The following is a 14,287-nucleotide window of genomic DNA, read 5'->3' as shown; positions in this document are numbered from 1 at the left end:
GCGGGTTGCGTGAGCTGCGTCACCGCCCGCCACCCCGTCTCTTCCCGATCACCTGCCCCGTTTCGACCGGCGCACCCTGGACGCCCGGCCACCTGTGCGTTAGCTTCCAGCGCCATGAGGCCCTTGCGGAGGATGCGACAGCTGACGGCGACGGCGCTCTGCGGGGCGGCGGTGATCGCGGCGTCGGCCGCGCCCTCGGCGCAGGCGGCCCCGCAGAGGCACCAGGAGCCCGGATGGGTGCTCACCACGACAGACTCGGACGCACGCTTCCGCGGCCTCGCCGCGGTCGGCCGGGACACGGCCTGGGCCGCGGGCTCCGGGGGAACGGTCCTGCGCACCGTCGACGGGGGCCGGCACTGGAGCGATGTCTCGCCCCCCGGCGCGGCGGGGCTGGAACTCCGTGACATCGAGGCGTTCGACCGGCGACGCGCGGTGGCCCTGGCCATCGGCGAAGGAGAGGCGTCGCGTGTCTTCCGTACGGAGGACGGCGGCACCACCTGGACCGAGTCCTTCCGCAACACCGACGCCCGCGCCTTCTACGACTGCCTGACCTTCTTCGACAGCCGCCACGGGCTCGCGATGAGCGACCCGGTGGACGGCAGATTCCGCATCCTGTCCACCTCCGACGGCGGACGGAACTGGCGGGTGCTGCCCGACGCGGGTATGCCCGCCGCGCAGCCCGGCGAGGCCGGGTTCGCGGCGAGCGGCCAGTGCCTGGTCAGCTCGGGCGCCCGGGACGTCTGGCTCGCCACCGGTGGCGCGGCGACCGCCCGCGTGCTGCACTCCCGGGACCGCGGACTGACATGGGCCGAGGCCGAGTCGCCGATCCCGGCGGGGGATCCGGCGCGCGGTGTCTTCGGTCTCGCGTTCCGCGACCGAACGCACGGCATCGCGGTGGGCGGCGACTACCGCGCGGACCAGCCGTCCCCGGCCTCCGCATCCGTCACCCGGGACGGCGGCCGGAACTGGGAGCGCTCGGCCACCCCGCCGCCGGCCTACCGCTCCGGCGTGGCATGGCTGCCGCACAGCGCGCGGTCCGCCCTGGCCGTCGGCCCGACGGGGACCGACCTCACCCGGGACGGCGGACGCACCTGGCGGACCGTGGACACCGGCTCGTACGACACGGTGGACTGCGCACCGGACGGCGGCTGCTGGGCCTCGGGCGAGAAGGGCCGCGTCGCCCGGCTGCGGTGACGGCGCGGCGGAAGAAGGCGGCGCGCGGCGGAGGGCCGAGTGGAGCGGTGCGCACGGCCGCTGTGGCTGGGAGGGTCGGGTGGAGCGGTGCGCACGGCCGCTGTGGCTGGGAGGGTCGAGTGGAGCGGTGCGCACGGCCGCTGTGGCCGGGCGGGTCGAGTGGAGCGGTGCACACCGCATCTGCGGCCAGGAGGCCCGCTGTTCCCGCGCGGCGGAAATGAGTGGTGCGCGGTCCCGGGGCCCGTCTAGGGTGACGGTGCGACCGCGCCCTCGATGCGCCCGGCTGCGGCTACTTCCTTCTGACAACCAAGTTACGCCGCGGCCCTCTTCTTGATCTCGGAGGCGCGGCCGTTCCCGCCCGGGCTTGCCCATATGCCTGCCGGCGGCCGTCCGTTGCTCGAATCCGGGGGGATTCACTGCCTCGTCACACCCAGCGCGTCTCCAAGATCTGGACGGAGATGCTCGTGGCCCCGCACGTCTCGGCGGCCGCCCGCACCGCCTCTTCACGACCGGGGTCCCGCCCCGGCCCGGCCGAACAGCGACTCAGGACGCACGCCGGGGGCCCGGCCTTCGTCCGGGAGCCCCGGGAGGAACTCTTCCTCCTGGCCGTCGGCAACTTCGTCACCCAGCAGACCTTCTACGAGAGCGGCCAGGAGCGCGACGACCGCTACGTCAGCCTCGTGAGCCGGCTCGCCGTCGAGGATCCGGTGTGGACGGCCGGCCTGCTGCGCCGGCTCCGCGCCGAGGGCAACATGCGCACCGCGCCCCTGGTGGGCGCCGCCGCGTACGTCCGGGCCCGGCTCGCGGCCGGGGTCACCGAAGGCCCGTCCAACCGGTCGGTGATCGACTCGGTGCTCCAGCGCGCCGACGAACCGGGAGAACTCCTCGCCCACTGGATCTCGGCGTACGGGCGGAACGTGCCGCAGCCCGTCAAGAGGGGTGTCGCCGACGCCGTGCGGCGGCTGTACTCCTCGCGGTCGCTGCTGAAGTACGACACCGCGTCCAAGGCCATCCGCTTCGGTGACGTGCTCAACCTGGTGCACGCGTCCCCGGACCCGGCCAAGCCCTGGCAGGGAGCACTGTTCCGGTACGCCCTGGACCGCCGGCACCACCCGGAGCGGGCGGTCCCGCCGCACTCCGACCGGATGCTGACCGCGCACCGGGCACTGACGGAGCTCCGGCCCGACGAGTGGCGCGCCGTGGTGACCGGCCCGGACGGCGCCGAGCGGCTGGCCGAGGCGGGCCTGACCTGGGAGGCCGTGGCGGGCCGGCTCCAGGGGCCGATGGACGCCGCCGTGTGGGAGGCCGTGATCCCCTCGATGGGGCCGATGGCCCTCGTGCGCAACCTGCGGAACTTCGACGAGGCGGGAGTCTCCGACGACGTGGCGGCCCAGGTCGCCGCACGGATCTCGGACGCCACCGAGGTCGCCCGGTCCCGGCAGTTCCCCTTCCGCTATCTCGCCGCCCACCGGCACGCGCCCTCACCGCGCTGGGCGGACCCGCTGGAACAGGCGCTGGGCCACTCGCTGGCCGCCGTTCCCACTCTGCCCGGCCGGACGCTGGTCCTCGTCGACCGGTCCGACTCCATGTTCTGGGACACCGTCTCCGAGCGCTCGGAACTCACCCGCGCCGACGCGGCAGCCGTGTTCGGCGCGGCGGTGGCGCTACGGGCCGAGCAGGCCGACCTCGTGCAGTACGGCTGGTCCAGTGCGGCGGTGCCGTTCAGGACGGGGGAGCCGGTGCTGGAGATACTGAAGCGCTTCCGCGCTCTCGGGGGCACGTACACCACGAAGGCGCTCCGCACCCACTTCGAAGGGCACGACCGGGTCCTGATCGTCACCGACGAGCAGGACGCGGCCCCGGGCCCCGGCGGCCTCGCCGACCCGGTGCCTGCGGACACCCCGGTCTACACCTGGAACCTGTCGGGGTACCGGCCTGCCCACGCCCCCACGGGACCCCATCGGCACACCTTCGGTGGTCTGACGGACGCCGCGTTCAGGACGGTCGGTCTCATCGAGGCCGGCAGCCACGCGGACCGGCAGTGGGCCGCCGGCCCGGCGTGACGCTCACCGGGGCCGGGGCATCAGTCCCAGGCCCCGGTTCACGGGTGGTCCCGTCCCTCACCATCCCGGGGCCAGACCGCTGAGGAACGGGGCGAGCCGGTCGGCGATCACCCGGTCGTCGCGAGCCGAGGTGTGTCCGTCACATCCGAGGAAGTCCAGGCCCGACTGGTCGAGGAACCAGTAGTGGACCCCGCTGTCGCCGGCGTCGTTGCGCGCCCCGACCACCTGTCGCACGTGCTCGGCGTTGGTGTCGAAGCCGACGGCCACGAGGGCGGTGCCGGCACCGTAGCGCGTCCGCAGTTTCCGGAGAAACCCGTCGTATGCGGTGCGGTAGGCGGCCGCGAGGCTGTCCGGCGTCCACGGTTCGCCGTCGGTGAGGCCGGAGAAGTCGTTGGAGCCGAGGTTGACCACCACGATCCGGGGGCGCCACGTCCCCGGGTTCTGCCAGACGTCGCCGTCGACGCTCAGCAGGGCGCGGTCGTAGTAGGTCCGGTAGGTGATGTCCGGAACGATGCCGGCGACGTTGCGCACCATACCGAGGCCGGAGAGGCCGTTGATCTGGTAATCGGCGCCCAGCTGCCGGGCGGTGAGGGCACCGTGGCTCACGTCGGTGTTGGTGTTCCGTCTGACCTGCTCCGGATCGCAGGCGCGGGTGCCCGAGACATTGCCGTAGCCCACCGTGATGGAGTCTCCGATGAACTCGATCTGGCGGTCCCGGGGAGCCGGCTTGCTCAGCACGGCGCCTCCGGGCGGGGCGACGAACCCTCCGAAGGTGCTGATGTCCCCCGACGTCTCGTTGCGTTTGACGACCCGGACCGTGTGCTCGCCGTTCCGCAGGCCGTCGATCCAGTGTGTGGTGTCACCGGGTGTGACCAGGGTGGCGACGGTGGCCCCGTCGATCTGGACGTCGAAATCGGCGGCCGCGCAGTCGATCACCACCCCGATGCCGGTCCCGCGGAAGTGGCCCTCGAAGTACACTCCGGGCCAGCTGAACTGCACCGTCTTCCCCAGGTCCTTGACCCGCCCTGCGGTGTGCACCTGCTCCAGGACGCTCTGCACGGGGAGCGGTCGCCACTCCTGAGCGGCGCTGCCCCGGTCGGTGAACCGCGCAGTGCCGCTGCCCCGGTCGATCAGCTCACGCCCGGAGCCGGCGTCCACGTCGGCCGCTTGCGCGGTCCTGGCGCCCGGTGACGGGTTCCTGTCTTCGAACGTCATCTGCGTGCCATCTCTCCGGCCCTGCGGCGCATCGGTGGGTCACGGCAGAACGTCCGACATCTCACCCCTGGGTGTCAACCGATTTGTGGTGCGCCAAAGCCCAACTGTGCCTCGCCGTACACGACTTAAGGGCCTTCCGGTTGTCCGTGCGCGTCAGGCATCGGATGTCTCGCGCATCGAAGCCTGGGCAGGGGAAATCTCCGCGGCGTCGCGAGACCCGGCACGCCGACAGCGCGTGGCGAACGCGGCGCCCCCTTCCGCGGGGACTCGCAACAGGCCTCAGCCGGGGAGCTGCTGACGGTACGGCGCGAGCGCGTCCGAGGTCTTCGTCGCGAGGAACTCCGTGATCCGGTAGGCACACACCCCGTGTGCGGCGAAGGGGTCCGAGGCCGCGATCCGCTCGATCTCGGCACGGTCGTCCCCCACGGCCAGGATCACGCCGCCGTCGCGGGGGTTCTTGCGCCCGGAGGCGATGAACACCCCGGCCGCGTACTGCGTGTCCAGCCAGCTGATGTGCTCCGTCATGAGGGCGTCGACGCGCTCGACCGGCGCCGTGTAGGTCAATTCGAGTACGAACATGATCGGCAGGTTACCGGGCTGCCTAGACTGGCCCGTCATGACGACTTTCCGGACGCCTGCCGACGAGGCCGAGGCCCGTGCCGTCCAGGACGCGCTGCGCACCCGCGTGATGCTGGACGAGACGGGGCCGCAGCCCGGTGCCGGGCGGGTCACGGGCGTCGACGTGGCCTACGACGACGAGCGGGATCTGGTCGTCGCGGCGGCCGTCACCCTGGACGCCGCCACCCTCGGCGTGATCGCCGAGTCAACCGCCACCGGCCGCGTCTCGTTCCCGTACGTCCCCGGGCTCCTGGCCTTCCGCGAACTCCCCACCGTCCTCGCCGCGCTGGAGGATCTGCCGGCGGATCCGGGGCTCGTGGTCTGCGACGGCTACGGACGGGCCCATCCCCGCAGATTCGGGCTCGCGAGTCACCTGGGTGTCCTCACCGGACTGCCCGTCATCGGTGTCGCCAAGAACCCCTTCACCTTCCGCTACGAACAACCCGGCCCCCGGCGAGGCGACTTCACCTCACTCATGGACGGCGACGAGGAAGTGGGCCGGGCGTTGCGCACGCAGGACGCGACCAAGCCCGTCTTCGTCTCGGTCGGCCACCGCACCGGACTGGACAACGCCTGCGCCCATACGCTCGCGCTGGCGCGGGACTTCCGCCAGCCCGAGACCACCCGCAGGGCGGACGCCCTGTGCCGGGCCGTTCTCAGGGAAGTGACCGGCTGACCCGGCAGCCGGTCGCCTCTGTTGCCGAATGAGTACGAATACGGATGTTGCTCGTCGAACATCAGGGGCAGGCTGATACACATGATCGACCACCACACTCCTCAGATGAGCACCGGAACCGTACGTCTCTCGCAGCGCGGCGTCGCCGTAGGCATGACCCTCGGCGTCCTGGCGGGCGTCGGCTGGACCGTGTCCATGGTCGTCACGCTGGCGTCCTGGATGATCTGACCGGCCGCGTCCGCCCGTCCCGGGCTCAGCGCACCGTCGCGACCCGGAAGCGCAGCCCGGCCTTCGTCAGCCGGTCCAGAAGCGCATCGCCCGCCACGACCGCGGTCGTGACCTGTCCCGATGTCGCGGGCAGGTCGTCGAAGGCGAGGGCGAGCGCCGTCTCGGCGAGCATCTTCGCCGTCTCGCCGTAGCCGGGATCGCCCCCGGACACCTCCGTCCACACCTGCCGGCCCCCGCCCTCGCCGATGAAGCGGACGGTGAACCAGCTGCGCCGCCTGCGCTGCTCGTCGGGGCCCGTGCCCGGTTCGACCCGCGCCGAGAGCCAGGACCGGGCCGCCGGGATCTGGGCGGCTGTGGCCAGCAGGGCCACGGCGGCCGTCCCGCCGAGCGCCATCGGCAGGCGCTTCACGGAGGCGAAGTGCCGGTAACGGAAGTCGGGACCGTAGCGCTCCAGCGCTCGCGCGGACCGCTCGACGACGCGAGGGTCGAGGGTCGGCAGGGGCAGGGCCCAGGTGCCGGTCTCCGGGCTGAAGTGGGGTGAGCCCTGCGGGGCGCGGGCCCGGCGTCCGACCAGCCGCGGCTCGTGCAGCCTGCGTTCCCTGGCCGCCCGCAGCGTCTGCTGCCCGCGGCTCATCGCGGTCAGCGCCGAGGCGAACGTACCGCCCGAGAAGACCGCGTCGGTGCGGACGTAGCCGTCGACCGTCAGCGGGACCCCCTCCGGGAGCTGCCGGACGGTGAAGTAGACCCCGAGGTCGTGCGGTACGGAGTCGAAGCCGCAGGCGTGCACGAGGCGGGCGCCGGTCTCGCGGGCCCGGGTGTCGTGCTCCAGATACATACGGTCGACGAACTCCGGTTCCCCGGTGAGGTCGGCGTAGTCGGTACCGGCCTCCGCGCAGGCGGCCACCAGTTCCTTGCCGTGGTTGATGTACGGCCCGACCGTCGACGCCACCACGTGCGTGGACTCGGCGAGTTCACGCAGGGCCGCGGCGTCGTCCGCGTCGGCCGTGAGCAGCGGCAGGTCCGCGCAGTGCGGACGGTTCACCGCGAGGCGGGCGCGCAGCTGCTCCAGCTTGCCGCGGTCACGGCCCGCCAGTGCCCAGCGGCAGCCTTCCGGCGCGTGGCCGGCGAGATATTCGGCGGTGAGCGCCCCCACGAAGCCGGTGGCTCCGAAAAGGACGACGTCGTAGGGGCGTTCTGCCCCGTTCTGCCTGTTCATGAGTGCCTCCGCAGGGCCCGGCGCAGATGTGGCAGGCAGAGGTTAGCGGAGGTGTTCGTGGTGCCGTGCGGCCGGGAGGGCTCCGGTGCGAGAGGATCCCCTGAAAAGAACTAAGCGCTTGCTCGGCCAAAAGGGTTGTGCGGAGCGTGGTCCCTTCTTAGCATCATCGATGTTACATCAGTTGTGTCATACCGCTGGGGGCTTGATGGCAACGACAGGACAGGGGCCGCAGGGCCCGTTGACCGGGGTGCGCGTCGTGGAACTGGCGGGCATCGGCCCGGGGCCGTTCGCCGCGATGCTCCTCGCCGATCTCGGTGCCGACGTGGTGCGCGTGGACAGACCGGGCGGTTCGGCCATCGGCATCGAACCCGCCTTCGACCTCACCAACCGCAACAAGCGCTCCGTCCTCGTCGATCTGAAGGCCGAGGGCGGGGCGGACACGGTCCTCGACCTCGTCGAGCGTGCCGACGTACTCATCGAGGGATACCGGCCCGGCGTCGCGGAGCGCCTCGGCGTCGGCCCCGAGGTGTGCCTGAAGCGCAATCCGCAGCTCGTCTACGGCCGGATGACCGGCTGGGGCCAGGACGGACCGCTGGCCGACCGGGCGGGCCACGACATCTCCTACATCGCTCTCACCGGCACCCTGTCCATGATCGGCAGGTCCGGTGAGCCGCCCACCGTGCCCGTCAACCTGGTCGGTGACTTCGCGGGCGGCTCGCTCTACCTGGTCGTCGGCGTGCTCGCCGCCCTCCAGCACGCGCGTACGCCCGGCGGAACGGGACAGGTCGTGGACGCCGCCATCGTCGACGGCGCGTCCCATCTCGCCACGATCATCCACGGGATGCTGGCGGCCGGCAGCTGGCAGGACAGGCGCGGCGCGAACCTCCTCGACGGCGGATGCCCCTTCTACGGCTCCTACGCGACCTCCGACGGCGAGTACATGGCGGTCGGACCGCTGGAACCCCGGTTCTACGAGGAATTCGCCCGGCACCTCGGACTGGGGGAGGAGGCGCCCGACCGTAACGACCCCGGGCGCTGGGAGGAGCTGCGGGCCCTCGTCGCCGACCGGTTCAGCACCCGCACACGCGCCGAGTGGACGGAGGTCTTCGAGGGGACGGACGCCTGCGTCGCGCCCGTCCTCTCGCTCCGTGAAGCACCGCACCACCCTCACCTCGCCGCCCGCTCCACCTATGTGGAACACGGCGGACTCACCCAGCCCGCCCCCGCCCCCCGCTTCTCCGCGACGCCCGTCTCCGTGCGCAGCGCACCCGCGCTGCCCGGAGCGGACACCGAGGCCGTCGCCGCGGACTGGGGCCTGCCGGGCCTGCTCACCACCGGGAAGGACACGACCGGCTGATGGAACTCTCCCTGCCGCTGAACTACGCGGGTGACCCGCGCGCCGCCTGCGACCAGGTCGCGGAACTCGAGTCCGCCGGACTCGACGCCGTCTGGGTGGCCGAGGCGTACGGCTTCGACTCGCCGACCCTCATGGGTTACCTCGCCGCCCGCACCGAACGCATGAAGATCGGCGCGGCGATCCTCAACGTCTACTCCCGCACTCCCGCCCTCATCGCCCAGACCGGCGCCGGTCTGGACGCCGTGTCCGGCGGCCGGGCGCTGCTCGGCCTGGGCGCGTCGGGGCCGCAGGTCGTGGAGGGCTGGCACGGCAAGCCGTACGACAAACCGCTCGGCCGCACCCGTGAGACCGTCGAGCTCTGCCGCCGGATCTGGCGCCGTGAGATCATCGACCATCACGGCATCACCGACATGCCGCTCCCCGCCGAGAAGGGCGGCAGGCTCGGCAAGCCGCTGAAGATCCTCACCAAGCCGGTGCGCGACACCATCCCGCTCTACGTGGCGTCCCTCGGCCCGGCCAACGTCAAGATGACCGCCGAGATCGCCGACGGCTGGCTGCCCACGCTCTACATCCCGGAGAAGGCCCAGCAGGTCTGGGGCAACGCACTCGCCGAAGGCACCGCGAAGCGCGACCCCGCGCTGGGACCCCTGCAGACCGTCGCGGGCGGCCTGTTGGCCATCGGCGACGACGCGGCGGCCGTCCGTGACCTGGCCCGCCCGCAGATCGCGCTGTACGTCGGCGGCATGGGCGCACGCGGCAAGAACTTCTACAACGACCTCGCCGTCGCCTACGGCTACGAGAAGGAGGCCGCCACCATCCAGGAGCTCTACCTCTCCGGGAAGAAGAGGGAGGCCGAGGCGGCCGTCCCCGACGAGTTCTGCGAACTCATGACGCTCTGCGGCCCCGAGGGCTACGTACGCGACCGCGTCGAGGCCTTCCGCGAGGCCGGGGTCACCATGCTCAACGTCACGCCCGTCGGCCCCGAACCGGCGCGGTCGATCTCCACCGTCAAGAACTGGCTCCAGGGGGCTTGAAGTGCAGCGGCAGATCTTTACCGAAGAGCACGACGCGTTCCGCGAGACCGTCCGCACCTTCCTGGCCAAGGAAGTCCTCCCGCACTACGAGCAGTGGGAGAAGGACGGCATCGTCTCGCGCGAGGCCTGGCTCGCGGCGGGCAGGCAGGGGCTGCTCGGCCTCGCCGTCCCCGAGGAGTACGGGGGCGGAGGCAACGCCGACTTCCGCTACAGCGCGGTCATCGCGGAGGAGTTCACCCGGGCGGGGGCCGCCGGCCTCGCAATCGGCCTGCACAACGACATCATCGGCCCCTACCTCACCGGCCTCGCCACCGAGGAGCAGAAGCGCCGCTGGCTGCCCGGCTTCTGCAGCGGCGAGACGATCACCGCCATCGCCATGACGGAACCCGGCGCGGGCTCCGACCTCCAGGGCATCCGCACCGCCGCCGAGGACAAGGGCGACCACTGGCTCCTCAACGGCTCGAAGACCTTCATCTCCAACGGCATCCTCGCCGACCTCGTGATCGTCGTCGCGAAGACCTCACCCGAGGGCGGTGCCAAGGGCCTGTCGCTGCTCGTCGTGGAGCGCGGCGCCGAGGGGTTCGAGCGGGGCCGCAACCTCGACAAGATCGGCCAGAAGTCCCAGGACACGGCCGAGCTGTTCTTCAACGACGTACGCGTGCCCAAGGAGAACCTTCTCGGCGAGCTCGACGGCGCCTTCATCCACCTCATGACCAATCTGGCCCAGGAGCGGATGGGCATAGCGGTCGCCGGGATCGCCGCCGCCGAACACCTCCTGGAGATCACCACCCAGTACGTCAAGGAGCGTGAGGCCTTCGGGCGCCCGCTCTCCAAGCTCCAGCACATCCGCTTCGAGATCGCCGAGATGGCCACCGAGTGCGCCGTCACCCGGACCTTCCTCGACCGGTGCATCGCCGACCACTCCGACGGGACGCTCGACGCCGTGCACGCGTCGATGGCCAAGTGGTGGGCCACCGAGCTCCAGAAGCGTGTCGCCGACCGCTGCCTCCAGCTCCACGGCGGCTACGGATACATGACGGAGTACCGGGTCGCCAAGGCATTCACCGACGGCCGCATCCAGACCATCTACGGCGGCACGACCGAGATCATGAAGGAGATCATCGGCCGCTCGCTGCTCGCCTGACCCAGGGCCTCCCGTCCGGAGCGCGCCAGGCCCGCGTGATCCGGCCCGGCCCGGACGGAAGACCCCACCCGCCCAGCACCGACCCGAAAGGCAGCTGCCTTGAGTACCGAAGCATTCGTCTACGACGCGATCCGCACCCCGCGCGGCCGGGGCAAGGCCAACGGCGCCCTGCACGGCACCAAGCCGATCGACCTCGTCGTCGGTCTCATCCACGAGATCCGCGACCGTTTCCCCGGCCTCGACCCGGCGGCCATCGACGACATCGTCCTCGGAGTCGTCAGCCCGCTCGGCGACCAGGGCTCCGACATCGCCCGTATCGCCGCGATCGCCGCCGGACTCCCGGACTCCGTCGCGGGCGTGCAGGAGAACCGCTTCTGCGCCTCCGGTCTGGAGGCCGTCAACCTGGCCGCCGCCAAGGTGCGTTCGGGCTGGGAGGACCTCGTACTCGCCGGTGGCGTGGAATCGATGTCCAGGGTGCCGATGGGCTCCGACGGCGGCGCCTGGGCCATGGACCCGATGACCAGCTTCGAGACCGGCTTCGCCCCCCAGGGCATCGGCGCCGACCTCATCGCCACCGTCGAGGGCTTCTCGCGCCGCGACGTCGACGAGTACGCCGCGCTGTCCCAGGAGCGCGCCGCGATCGCCTGGAAGGAGGAGCGCTTCGCCCGCTCGGTCGTCCCCGTCAGGGACCGCAACGGGCTGCTCGTCCTCGACCACGACGAGCACATGCGCCCCGGCACCACCGCCGACTCGCTGGCCTCCCTCAAGCCGTCGTTCGCCGCGATCGGCGAGATGGGCGGCTTCGACGCCGTGGCCCTGCAGAAGTACCACTGGATCGAGAAGATCGACCACGTCCACCACGCGGGCAACTCCTCCGGGATCGTCGACGGCGCAGCCCTCGTCGCGATCGGCTCCAAGGAGACCGGCGAGCGTTACGGGCTCACCCCGCGCGCCCGGATCGTCTCCGCGGCGGTCTCCGGCTCCGAGCCGACCATCATGCTGACCGGCCCGGCGCCCGCCACCCGCAAGGCGCTGGCCAAGGCGGGGCTCACCATCGACGACATCGACCTCGTCGAGATCAACGAGGCCTTCGCCGGAGTCGTCCTGCGCTTCGCCAAGGACATGGGCCTGAGCCTCGACAAGGTCAACGTCAACGGCGGCGCCATCGCACTCGGCCACCCGCTGGGCGCGACCGGCGCGATGATCCTCGGCACGCTCATCGACGAGCTGGAGCGGCAGGACAAGCGCTACGGCCTCGCCACCCTCTGCGTCGGCGGCGGCATGGGCATCGCCACCGTCATCGAGCGTCTCTGACCGTCCCCCGGCCACCCCTGCTTACGGAGAAGACAAGAATGACCGAGAGCACGACCATCCGCTGGGAACAGGACGAGACCGGCGTCGTCACCCTCGTACTCGACGATCCCGACCAGTCCGCCAACACGATGAACCAGGGCTTCAAGGATTCCATCGCGGCCGTCGCCGAGCGCGCCGTCGCCGAGAAGGACTCCATCCGGGGCATCATCTACACCTCCGCCAAGAAGACCTTCTTCGCGGGCGGCGACCTCAAGGACATGATCAAGATCGGCCCTTCGAGCGCCCAGGAGGCGTTCGACGCGGGAACCGCCATCAAGCGGTCGCTGCGGGCCATCGAGACCCTCGGCAAGCCGGTCGTCGCCGCCATCAACGGCGCGGCGCTCGGCGGCGGTTACGAGATCGCGCTCGCCGCCCACCACCGCATCGCCCTGGACGCCCCCGGCTCCCGGATCGGCCTGCCCGAGGTCACCCTCGGTCTGCTGCCCGCGGGCGGCGGCGTCACCCGCACCGTACGGCTGATGGGCATCACCGACGCGCTGCTGAAGGTGCTGCTCCAGGGCACCCAGTACACCCCGCACCGGGCCCTGGAGAACGGCCTGGTCCACGAGGTGGCCGCCACCCGCGAGGAGATGCTCGACAAGGCCCGGGCCTTCATCGACGCGCACCCCGAGTCGCAGCAGCCGTGGGACGTCAAGGGCTACCGGATCCCCGGCGGCACCCCGTCGAACCCGAAGTTCGCGGCCAATCTGCCCGCCTTCCCCGCCAACCTGAAGAAGCAGCTCGCGGGCGCCCCCATGCCGGCCCCCCGCAACATCATGGCCGCCGCGGTCGAAGGGGCGCAGGTCGACTTCGAGACCGCGCAGACCATCGAGGCGCGCTACTTCACCGAGCTGGTCACCGGCCAGGTCGCGAAGAACATGATCCAGGCGTTCTTCTTCGACCTGCAGGCCGTCAACTCCGGCGCCAGCCGCCCCGCCGGCGTCGGGGAACGCCAGGTCCGCAAGGTCGCCGTGCTCGGCGCCGGGATGATGGGCGCGGGCATCGCGTACTCCTGCGCCCGCGCCGGCATCGACGTCGTGCTCAAGGACGTCTCCACCGAGGCGGCGGCCAAGGGCAAGGCCTACAGCGAGAAGCTCCTCGCCAAGGCGCTCTCCCGGGGCCGTACCACCGAGGCGAAGCGGGACGAGCTGCTGGCCCGCATCACCCCGACCGGCGACCCGGCCGACCTCGCCGGCTGCGACGCCGTGATCGAGGCCGTCTTCGAGGACACCGCTCTCAAGCACAAGGTGTTCCAGGAGATCCAGGACATCGTCGAGCCGGACGCCCTGCTCTGCTCCAACACCTCCACGCTGCCCATCACCGTGCTCGCCGAGGGCGTCACCCGGCCCGCCGACTTCATCGGCCTGCACTTCTTCTCGCCCGTCGACAAGATGCCCCTCGTCGAGATCATCAAGGGCGAGAAGACCGGGGACGAGGCCCTGGCCCGCGCCTTCGACCTGGTGCGCCGCATCAGGAAGACCCCCATCGTGGTCAACGACTCACGCGGTTTCTTCACCTCGCGGGTCATCGGCCACTTCATCAACGAGGGCGTCGCGATGGTCGGCGAGGGCGCCGAGCCCGCGTCGGTCGAGCAGGCGGCGGCACAGGCCGGTTACCCGGCCAAGGTGCTCTCCCTCATGGACGAACTGACGCTCACCCTGCCGCGCAAGATCCGTAACGAGACCAAGCGCGCCGTGGAGGAGGCGGGCGGCACCTGGGCCACGCACCCCGCGGACGAGGTCGTCGACCGCATGGTCGACGAGTTCGGGCGGCCCGGCCGCAGTGGGGGAGCCGGCTTCTACGAGTACGGCGAGGACGGCAAGCGCGGTGCGCTCTGGCCGGGCCTGCGCGAGCACTTCACGAAGCCGGGCGCCGAGATCCCGTTCGAGGACATGAAGGAGCGGATGCTCTTCTCCGAGGCGCTGGACAGTGTCCGCTGCCTGGAGGAGAACGTCCTCATGACCGTCGCCGACGCCAACATCGGCTCCATCATGGGCATCGGCTTCCCGGCGTGGACGGGCGGCGTGCTCCAGTACATCAACGGCTACGAGGGCGGCCTGCCCGGTTTCGTGGCCCGCGCCCGGCAGCTCGCGGAGCGCTACGGCGACCGCTTCCTGCCGTCCCCGCTCCTGCTGGAGAAGGCGGAGAAGGGCGAGACCTTCCACGACTGACGGTGCCGGCGGGCCGCG

12 protein-coding genes are annotated in these 14,287 nt (G+C 71.5%); 9 read left to right on the top strand and 3 right to left on the bottom strand.

Features of this window, described 5'->3' with window-relative positions:
• Nucleotides 1-132 precede the first annotated feature (132 nt).
• Nucleotides 133-1,194 (top strand): WD40/YVTN/BNR-like repeat-containing protein, encoded by a 1,062-nt coding sequence (locus tag ACFYQ6_RS22805; protein WP_388764592.1) that lies wholly within the window; start codon nucleotides 133-135, stop codon nucleotides 1,192-1,194.
• A gap of 458 nt (nucleotides 1,195-1,652) precedes the next feature.
• Entirely contained in the window at nucleotides 1,653-3,257 is a 1,605-nt protein-coding gene (locus ACFYQ6_RS22800) for a TROVE domain-containing protein (protein WP_388764590.1), read from the top strand.
• 57 nt (nucleotides 3,258-3,314) lie between these two features.
• Here ACFYQ6_RS22800 and ACFYQ6_RS22795 read toward each other — a convergent pair whose 3' ends face one another.
• Together ACFYQ6_RS22795 and ACFYQ6_RS22790 are read right to left on the bottom strand one after the other, a co-directional pair.
• Nucleotides 3,315-4,472 (bottom strand): SGNH/GDSL hydrolase family protein, encoded by a 1,158-nt coding sequence (locus tag ACFYQ6_RS22795; protein ID WP_361585731.1) that lies wholly within the window; start codon nucleotides 4,470-4,472, stop codon nucleotides 3,315-3,317.
• A 279-nt stretch (nucleotides 4,473-4,751) separates the two neighbouring features.
• Nucleotides 4,752-5,051: a YciI family protein gene (locus tag ACFYQ6_RS22790; protein WP_361585733.1), complete on the bottom strand. Its 300-nt coding sequence runs from the start codon at nucleotides 5,049-5,051 to the stop codon at nucleotides 4,752-4,754.
• Between the two features lie 37 nt (nucleotides 5,052-5,088).
• On the opposite strand from ACFYQ6_RS22790, the gene ACFYQ6_RS22785 reads away from it, so the two are divergent.
• Both ACFYQ6_RS22785 and mmpA read left to right on the top strand, forming a co-directional pair.
• The gene (locus tag ACFYQ6_RS22785; protein ID WP_361585736.1) at nucleotides 5,089-5,766 is read left to right on the top strand and encodes an endonuclease V; all 678 of its coding nucleotides are present in this window, start codon (nucleotides 5,089-5,091) and stop codon (nucleotides 5,764-5,766) included.
• 81 nt (nucleotides 5,767-5,847) lie between these two features.
• The gene (gene mmpA, locus ACFYQ6_RS22780) at nucleotides 5,848-5,994 is read left to right on the top strand and encodes a morphogenic membrane protein MmpA (protein ID WP_388764587.1); all 147 of its coding nucleotides are present in this window, start codon (nucleotides 5,848-5,850) and stop codon (nucleotides 5,992-5,994) included.
• 25 nt (nucleotides 5,995-6,019) lie between these two features.
• Here mmpA and ACFYQ6_RS22775 read toward each other — a convergent pair whose 3' ends face one another.
• A complete protein-coding gene (locus ACFYQ6_RS22775) occupies nucleotides 6,020-7,210 on the bottom strand; it encodes a saccharopine dehydrogenase NADP-binding domain-containing protein (protein ID WP_361585742.1) in 1,191 nt (396 codons plus the stop codon).
• Between the two features lie 205 nt (nucleotides 7,211-7,415).
• Here ACFYQ6_RS22775 and ACFYQ6_RS22770 point away from each other — a divergent pair, with 205 nt between their 5' ends.
• From ACFYQ6_RS22770 to ACFYQ6_RS22750, 5 genes are all read left to right on the top strand, one after another.
• On the top strand, nucleotides 7,416-8,567 hold the full coding sequence (locus tag ACFYQ6_RS22770; RefSeq protein WP_361585745.1) for a CaiB/BaiF CoA-transferase family protein: 1,152 nt from the start codon (nucleotides 7,416-7,418) through the stop codon (nucleotides 8,565-8,567).
• A complete protein-coding gene (locus ACFYQ6_RS22765; RefSeq protein WP_361585748.1) occupies nucleotides 8,567-9,601 on the top strand; it encodes an LLM class F420-dependent oxidoreductase in 1,035 nt (344 codons plus the stop codon). The genes ACFYQ6_RS22770 and ACFYQ6_RS22765 overlap by 1 nt, the downstream gene beginning before the upstream one ends.
• 1 nt (nucleotide 9,602) lies before the next feature.
• Entirely contained in the window at nucleotides 9,603-10,745 is a 1,143-nt protein-coding gene (locus ACFYQ6_RS22760; protein ID WP_388764584.1) for an acyl-CoA dehydrogenase family protein, read from the top strand.
• Nucleotides 10,746-10,844: 99 nt separating this feature from the next.
• Nucleotides 10,845-12,059, top strand: a complete 1,215-nt coding sequence (locus ACFYQ6_RS22755) for an acetyl-CoA C-acetyltransferase (protein WP_145805915.1) — start codon at nucleotides 10,845-10,847, stop codon at nucleotides 12,057-12,059.
• 38 nt (nucleotides 12,060-12,097) lie between these two features.
• The gene (locus ACFYQ6_RS22750) at nucleotides 12,098-14,269 is read left to right on the top strand and encodes a 3-hydroxyacyl-CoA dehydrogenase NAD-binding domain-containing protein (protein ID WP_361585752.1); all 2,172 of its coding nucleotides are present in this window, start codon (nucleotides 12,098-12,100) and stop codon (nucleotides 14,267-14,269) included.
• Nucleotides 14,270-14,287: the final 18 nt, after the last annotated feature.

Origin of the sequence: Streptomyces sp. NPDC005494, from assembly GCF_042872025.1 — a bacterium.
Classification (GTDB): domain Bacteria; phylum Actinomycetota; class Actinomycetes; order Streptomycetales; family Streptomycetaceae; genus Streptomyces.
This window is presented reverse-complemented; position numbering and strand designations above follow the sequence as displayed.

What these genes read in the sequence shown, in the direction of transcription:
- ACFYQ6_RS22800 (WP_388764590.1), top strand. Translation starts at nt 1,653, where the DNA reads ATGCTCGTGGCCCCGCACGTCTCGGCGGCCGCCCGCACCGCCTCTTCA.
- ACFYQ6_RS22775 (WP_361585742.1), bottom strand. Translation starts at nt 7,210, where the DNA reads ATGAACAGGCAGAACGGGGCAGAACGCCCCTACGACGTCGTCCTTTTC.
- ACFYQ6_RS22790 (WP_361585733.1), bottom strand. Translation starts at nt 5,051, where the DNA reads ATGTTCGTACTCGAATTGACCTACACGGCGCCGGTCGAGCGCGTCGAC.
- ACFYQ6_RS22805 (WP_388764592.1), top strand. Translation starts at nt 133, where the DNA reads ATGCGACAGCTGACGGCGACGGCGCTCTGCGGGGCGGCGGTGATCGCG.
- ACFYQ6_RS22750 (WP_361585752.1), top strand. Translation starts at nt 12,098, where the DNA reads ATGACCGAGAGCACGACCATCCGCTGGGAACAGGACGAGACCGGCGTC.
- ACFYQ6_RS22770 (WP_361585745.1), top strand. Translation starts at nt 7,416, where the DNA reads ATGGCAACGACAGGACAGGGGCCGCAGGGCCCGTTGACCGGGGTGCGC.
- mmpA (WP_388764587.1), top strand. Translation starts at nt 5,848, where the DNA reads ATGATCGACCACCACACTCCTCAGATGAGCACCGGAACCGTACGTCTC.
- ACFYQ6_RS22795 (WP_361585731.1), bottom strand. Translation starts at nt 4,472, where the DNA reads ATGACGTTCGAAGACAGGAACCCGTCACCGGGCGCCAGGACCGCGCAA.
- ACFYQ6_RS22785 (WP_361585736.1), top strand. Translation starts at nt 5,089, where the DNA reads ATGACGACTTTCCGGACGCCTGCCGACGAGGCCGAGGCCCGTGCCGTC.
- ACFYQ6_RS22765 (WP_361585748.1), top strand. Translation starts at nt 8,567, where the DNA reads ATGGAACTCTCCCTGCCGCTGAACTACGCGGGTGACCCGCGCGCCGCC.